This window comes from Treponema sp. (assembly GCF_017430385.1).
Lineage (GTDB): Bacteria > Spirochaetota > Spirochaetia > Treponematales > Treponemataceae > Treponema_D.
This window is the reverse complement of the sequence record NZ_JAFRNB010000142.1, coordinates 1-6266: the sequence shown is the minus strand read 5'-3', so window position 1 is coordinate 6266 and position 6266 is coordinate 1. Positions and strand designations below refer to the sequence as shown.

Sequence of the window (6266 nt, the reverse complement as noted above, 5' to 3'; positions counted from 1 at the left end):
ATTTTCCATCCGCGATGCAAACAAAAGGCTTATTTATCACTATGATTCAAAATGGACGAACTGGGTCTATTCTCCGTGGAAGTACAAGGACAAAATTTTCACTACAACGAGCGGTGAATTCTATGTAAAGGAAAGTACAAGTACGGACGGTTTCGATGTTTATATCTTTCACAAAGGAATTGAATCAACTCCGTGGACTATCTCGCTTTCCGTTCCAAAAGAAGATTTCAAAAAACTCTCCAAGGAACAGAAGGTTTACCACAATTTCATAATCGAAATCATCATCATTTCGCTTTCCTTGATTCTCCTGCTTGAAACCTGGGTTCACAAGATGCTCGAAAAGCACCAGATTTTATCAACCCACATCGACTCGCTGACTCACCTTTGGGTACGAAGTTATTTTGAAAAAGAAGCGAACAAACTTATCAAGCGTTATCCGAAATCAAAATTCATCCTCATAGAATGTGACATCCGGGGATTCAAATTCATCAACCAGAATTACGGCGAAAGTCAGGCAAACAAGCTCCTTTTGCTGTTCTCAAAAAGAATTTACGAGACAACGAAGCATTTTGACGGAATTTTGTGCCGTGGCTACGCAGATCACTTTTTTGTGTTCATAAAAATCAATTCCGTTCACTCCGCGATGAAGCAGTTCAAAACCAGGCTCAAAACAACAATGGAAAACTCAAAGAAAAACGAGATTCCATTCATTCCAAAATTCGGTCTTGCATTCTATCTTCCGAACAAACAGGATGATACGCCAAGCATTCAGATTTTAATCAGCCGGGCAAGTTTTGCAAAAAGCACGATTAAGGAAAACGCGCTCCAGCAATTTGCAATTTACGATGAAAAACTGCTTCAAAAATCAAAGAATGAGAATTTCATTGAAACACACATGGAAACAGCCCTCGCCGGCAAGGAATTCTTCGTAATGTATCAGCCGAAAATTGACCTTGCAACGGAAAAAGTTGTTGGTGCCGAAGCTCTTGTCCGATGGCAAAGTCCTAAACTCGGATATATGCCGCCAAATTCTTTCGTGCCACTGTTCGAGCGAAACAACTTCATCGTAAAGCTGGATTTTTATGTTTATGAGGAAGTTTTCAAATTCATAAGAAAGTGCATGGACACTGGCCAGCCGACTGTTCCAATTTCAGTGAATGTATCGCGAAATCATGACAAGCCGGACAAATTCGTCCACGCTTTTACAGGTCTTCTCAAAAAATACAGCATCACTCCGGCTCAGGTTGAAGTCGAGCTTTTGGAACGGGCGACACTGGACAAAAATCTTCTGCGTGACATTACAATCATGCTTCAGAAAGAAGGATTCAAGGTCGCAATGGATGATTTTGGTTCCGGCGAATCTTCACTGAACATGCTCTCATCAATTCCGGTCAACATCCTCAAATTTGACCGCTCATTCCTTTTTGCAAACGATGCGGTAAACGGACGGCTTGATGAAACTGCCGAAAGCTTCATTCAAACTCTTGTCGTGCTCGGCAAAAACCTTAAAAAGCAGACGATTTTCGAAGGCGTTGAGACTGAGGAGCAGCGTGACTTCCTGAGGAAAATCAAGTGCGATCAGGTTCAGGGATATTTCTACTCAAAGCCTCTCCGTGAAGATGAATTCATACAATTCTTGAAAAGACACAGGTAAGTTGAAAATTGAAAATTGAAAGTTGTAAATTGAAAAGTGGAAGTTGTACATTGGAAGTTGAATTTTTTGTATTAAAAGTGAAAGTTGTAAATTGCAAATTATTTTTTTAGTGGATAAAACTAAACTAAAGTGTTATTCTATTAAAAAGGAATTTATATGAAACCAACATTACTTGTACTTGCGGCTGGAATGGGTAGCCGATATGGTGGAGTTAAACAGATTGACTCCGTAGGAAAAAATGATGAATGTCTTTTGGACTTTGCGGCTTATGATGCAAAAAAATGCGGATTTGGAAAAATCGTTTATATTATCAGAAAAGATATTGAAAAAGACTTCCGCGAACGGCTTTTTGACCGGGTTGCACGAAACTTTGACGCAGAATATGTTTTCCAGACTCCAACAGCACTTTTAACCGAAGAAGAACAGAAACAGGCTGCAGAACGGGCAAAGCCGTGGGGCACAATTCATGCCGTTCTTTGCGCAAAGCAGGCAATCAACGAGCCTTTTGCAGTAATCAATGCCGATGACTATTATGGCCGCGATGCATTCGACACATTGGGAAAATATCTTTCTTCTATTAATAACGACTGCACTGAGCACGCAATGGTCGGCTATGTCCTCGGAAACACAATGAGCCGTAACGGTTCTGTAAGCCGTGGTGTTGCCCAGACTGAGGGCGGCTACCTCAAATCAATCGTTGAAAACACAAAAATCTATTACACAGGCGAGCATTTTGAAGGAAACGAAATCATTTCCGAGCTTGACGGCAAAAAAATCTCACTGACAGGAAAAGAAACTGTCAGCATGAATCTTTTTGGCTTCTCACCAAAAGCATTCGAGGGATTCGAAGAATATTGGGCAAATTTCAAGAAAACAAGCCTTGGATTGCCAAAAGCCGAAGCTCTTCTGCCAGTTGCGGCAAGCGACATTATCAAAAACGGTGAGGGCAGAATTAAAGTTTTCACAAGCGATGAAAGCTGGTTCGGCATGACTTACCCGGAAGACAAAGAAGTCGTAAAAGCCGAAATCGCAAAGAAAATAGCTTCAGGATATTACCCTGAAAAATTATGGGAGAAATAATAAACATAGAAACCACAGATGTCACAGATGAACACAGATTATAAGTTTGAGATACGATGATATTTCAGATTTAATTTGGCGACTCCCGTATAACAAATACCTAATCTGTGTAATTTGTGTAATCTGTGGTTAATTTTTTGGAGTTTCTATGCTAAGACTAAATCCTATTCGTTCGGAAAAGGTTTGGGGGTATGAGGATTGGATTGCTTCTACCCATGCAGATGGATGTCAGGAAGATTTTAAGAAGATTGCGGGGGATTATCCGCTTCTTGTAAAAGTGATTCAGGCAAATGATACGCTTTCAGTTCAGGTTCATCCTGATGACGATGATGCAAAACGGCTCGAAGGCGAACATGAGCGAGGAAAGACTGAGTGCTGGTATGTGCTCAACGCGGAGCCGGGTGCAAGCTTGGTCTACGGCCTCAAAGGAAATCCTTCAAAGGAAGAACTTCGCGAATCAATCAAAACAAATACTCTCGAAAATCATCTCGACCGTGTTGAAGTCAAAAAAGGCGACTTTATTTTCATTCCGTCGGGAACGGTTCACGCGATTGGTGGCGGTTTGAGGCTTTTGGAAGTCCAGCAGAGCTGCAATATCACTTACCGTCTCTACGACTGGGGCCGTCCTCGAGAAGTCCACATCGAAAAGGGCGTTGAGGTCATCAAAAACGAAAAAAGACAGAAGATTGCTCCGCTCGGCGAAGAATTTGAGTGCAAGTATTTCGCCCTCAAAAAAGAGCCATTAAAAGGCGGATATTCTTTCTTGGTTTCTCCTTCTTCAAAATTGCCAGAACTTGTCTTTATCTCAGAAGGTGAAGGAACAATCCGAGCAACAGCAAAAGACGGCTCAAAAACAGAAGAATCTTTTAAAGCCGAAGAAATCTTTGCTTTGCTTCCCGGTGAAAAAATCACGCTCGAAGGAAAAGGCGAAGTGATTCGGATAATGAGCAATTAGCAATGAGCAATTAGTAATTATACAGGACATTGCTTCGCTCGTCCTTACCTGTTACTGCACGCAAATGCTTGATTATCACAAAAATGCCCGCGCGGGATAGTAGTGGCGGCGAAGCCGTTCCCCAACATTTAAGTTGGGGAATGAAGCGACTAGCGGAACCACGAATAGCCCGTAGCCCGAAGATTCGCGCCATAAAAATTTTCCACTTTCAACCTTCCGTTTTCCTTTTTCATTTTTCCGTTGTATATTTATTGATTTTTTATTAAAATAGTCTCACTTTTACCTAAGAAAACGAGGTTTAAAAATGGTTAAATTGCGCGGTGCCTTTACGGCTATGATCACACCGATGAACAAAGACGGCTCGGTGGATTACGAAGGTTTCAGAGCAAATGTAAAGTTCCAGTTGGAGCAGGGCATTGACGGTCTTGTTCCGCTCGGAACTACAGCTGAAACTCCCACATTGGACGAGACTCCAGGCTCAGAAGAAGACAAACTCATTGAGATTGTCATGGAAGAAGTCAAATCATTCGAGAAAAAATCTGGCAAAAAAATTCCAGTCGTTCTCGGAGCGGGAAGCAACAACACTAAAGATGCAGTCAAATACTGCGAGCGCGCAAAAAAAGCTGGGGCAGACGCAGCACTGGTCGTCACTCCATACTACAACAAACCATCAAAAGAAGGCATTTTCCGCCACTTCGAGGAAGTATCAAAGGTAGGAATTCCTATCGTTGTTTACAATATTCAGGGTCGAACAGGCACTAACATCACAACCGACACTTTGGCTCGAATCGCCGAATTGCCGAACATCGTTGGTGTCAAGGAAGCAAGCGGCAACATCAATCAGATGATGGACGTTATCGCACAGATTAAGTCAAAGAAGCCAGATTTTGCCGTTTTGAGCGGTGATGACGGTCTCACTTTGCCATTGATTGCAATGGGCGGCGACGGAATCATTTCCGTAGTTTCAAACCTCGCTCCAGCAATCGTCACAGAGATGGCAAACAAAGCTTTGGACGGAGATCTTGAGGGCGCAAGAAAGATTCACTACCGCCTCATGCCGTTCTTCAAGGCAGCATTCGTTGACGGAAACCCGACATCAATCAAATACGCAATGAACTTCAAAGGAATGGCAGCAGGTCCATGCCGATTGCCATTAGTTGATGTAACAGACGAAGCAAAAAAAATCATCGAAAAAGCACTCAAAGAGTGTAATTTGTAATATAAAAACCACAGATTACACAGATGGCACAGATTTTGAATTTCTTAATTGAAAATCCTTCGTAATAATAAGAAAGATTTTCGTATGACAAAGACTTTAATCCGTGTAATCTGTGTTAATCTGTGGTTCAAATTCTAGGAGAAATTATTATGGCAGATAAGATTTGTGTTGGTGTTTTGGGCGCAACTGGTATGGTTGGCCAGAGATATATTAAGTTGTTGGAAGATCATCCTTGGTTCAAGGTAACTTATGTTGCGGCTTCTCCACGCTCAGCTGGAAAGGCTTATAAAGATGCTGTCGCTAACCGATGGCTCATCGGTGCAAACATTCCTTGCGATGTAAAAGATTTGATCGTTCAGGACGCAAATGACCCGAAAGCAGCTCTCGGCAAGTGTCGTTTCGTTTTCTCAGCTCTCGAAATGGGTAAAGAGGAAATCAAAGCTTTGGAATCAGCTTATGCAGAAGAAGGAATCCCGGTCGTTTCTAATGCAAGTGCAAACCGCTGGACTGAGGATGTTCCGATGCTCATCCCGGAAATCAACTACTCTCACCTCGATGTAATCGCCGAGCAGAAAAAGCATCACGGATGGGACAAGGGCTTTGTTGCCGTTAAGCCAAACTGCTCTTTGCAGACTTACATGATGCCGCTCTACGCTTTGCAGCAGGCAGGCTACCCAGTTAAGCGCATGATTGTAACAACTTTGCAGGCTGTCTCAGGAGCTGGATACCCAGGCGTTCCTTCATTCGACATGATTGATAACATCGTTCCATACATTGGCGGTGAGGAAGAAAAAACAGAAAAAGAATGCTTGAAGATTTTGGGTTCTGTAAAAGACGGAAAGATTGAGAATGCTCAAGGCCCAATCGTTTCTTCAACTTGTACTCGTGTTCCTGTAATTGACGGACACACGGCAAGCGTAAACCTTGAGTTCGATTTGCCGGAAGACAAAAAGCCGAGCCTTGAGGAAGTTCTTCGTGTATGGCGAGAATTCACTTCTTTGCCGCAGGAACTCAAGTTGCCTAGCGCACCAGAGCACCCGATTGTTTACCGCGAAGAAGAGAACCGCCCGCAGCCAAACCGTGACCGCGACACAGAAAAAGGCATGGCATGTGTTCTTGGCCGCTTGCGCAAGTGCAATGTGTTCGACATCAAGTTCGTAGCATTGAGCCACAACACAAAACGTGGTGCCGCTCTCGGCGGTATTCTCAATGCAGAGCTGCTCAAAGCAAAAGGATTTTTTGACTAAATTTTAAATTCCTCACAGAGTTCACAGAGCTCACAGAGAGTAGTTAGAATGACAAAAAATAAACCTCAGTCTCATTGTCTGACAGAAAATGAGACTGAGGTTTTGTATTTT

Annotated in this window: 5 protein-coding genes; all 5 read left to right on the top strand. The window is 42.7% G+C overall.

All coding sequences use genetic code 11. The features are described 5' to 3' along the window. Positions 1-1654 (top strand): EAL domain-containing protein (locus IJJ71_RS11060; RefSeq protein ID WP_296847053.1); only part of this gene is annotated, 1654 nt, incomplete at its 5' end. A 156-nt stretch (positions 1655-1810) separates the two neighbouring features. Then, positions 1811-2734: a nucleotidyltransferase family protein gene (locus IJJ71_RS11055; RefSeq protein WP_296847052.1), complete on the top strand. Its 924-nt coding sequence runs from the start codon at positions 1811-1813 to the stop codon at positions 2732-2734. A 148-nt stretch (positions 2735-2882) separates the two neighbouring features. Further along, complete coding sequence (locus IJJ71_RS11050) at positions 2883-3689, top strand: type I phosphomannose isomerase catalytic subunit (protein WP_296847051.1); 807 nt, start codon at positions 2883-2885, stop codon at positions 3687-3689. Positions 3690-3993: 304 nt separating this feature from the next. Next, entirely contained in the window at positions 3994-4908 is a 915-nt protein-coding gene (gene dapA, locus IJJ71_RS11045) for a 4-hydroxy-tetrahydrodipicolinate synthase (RefSeq protein WP_296847049.1), read from the top strand. Between the two features lie 149 nt (positions 4909-5057). Beyond that, positions 5058-6155: an aspartate-semialdehyde dehydrogenase gene (gene asd, locus IJJ71_RS11040; RefSeq protein WP_296847048.1), complete on the top strand. Its 1098-nt coding sequence runs from the start codon at positions 5058-5060 to the stop codon at positions 6153-6155. Positions 6156-6266 lie beyond the last annotated feature (111 nt).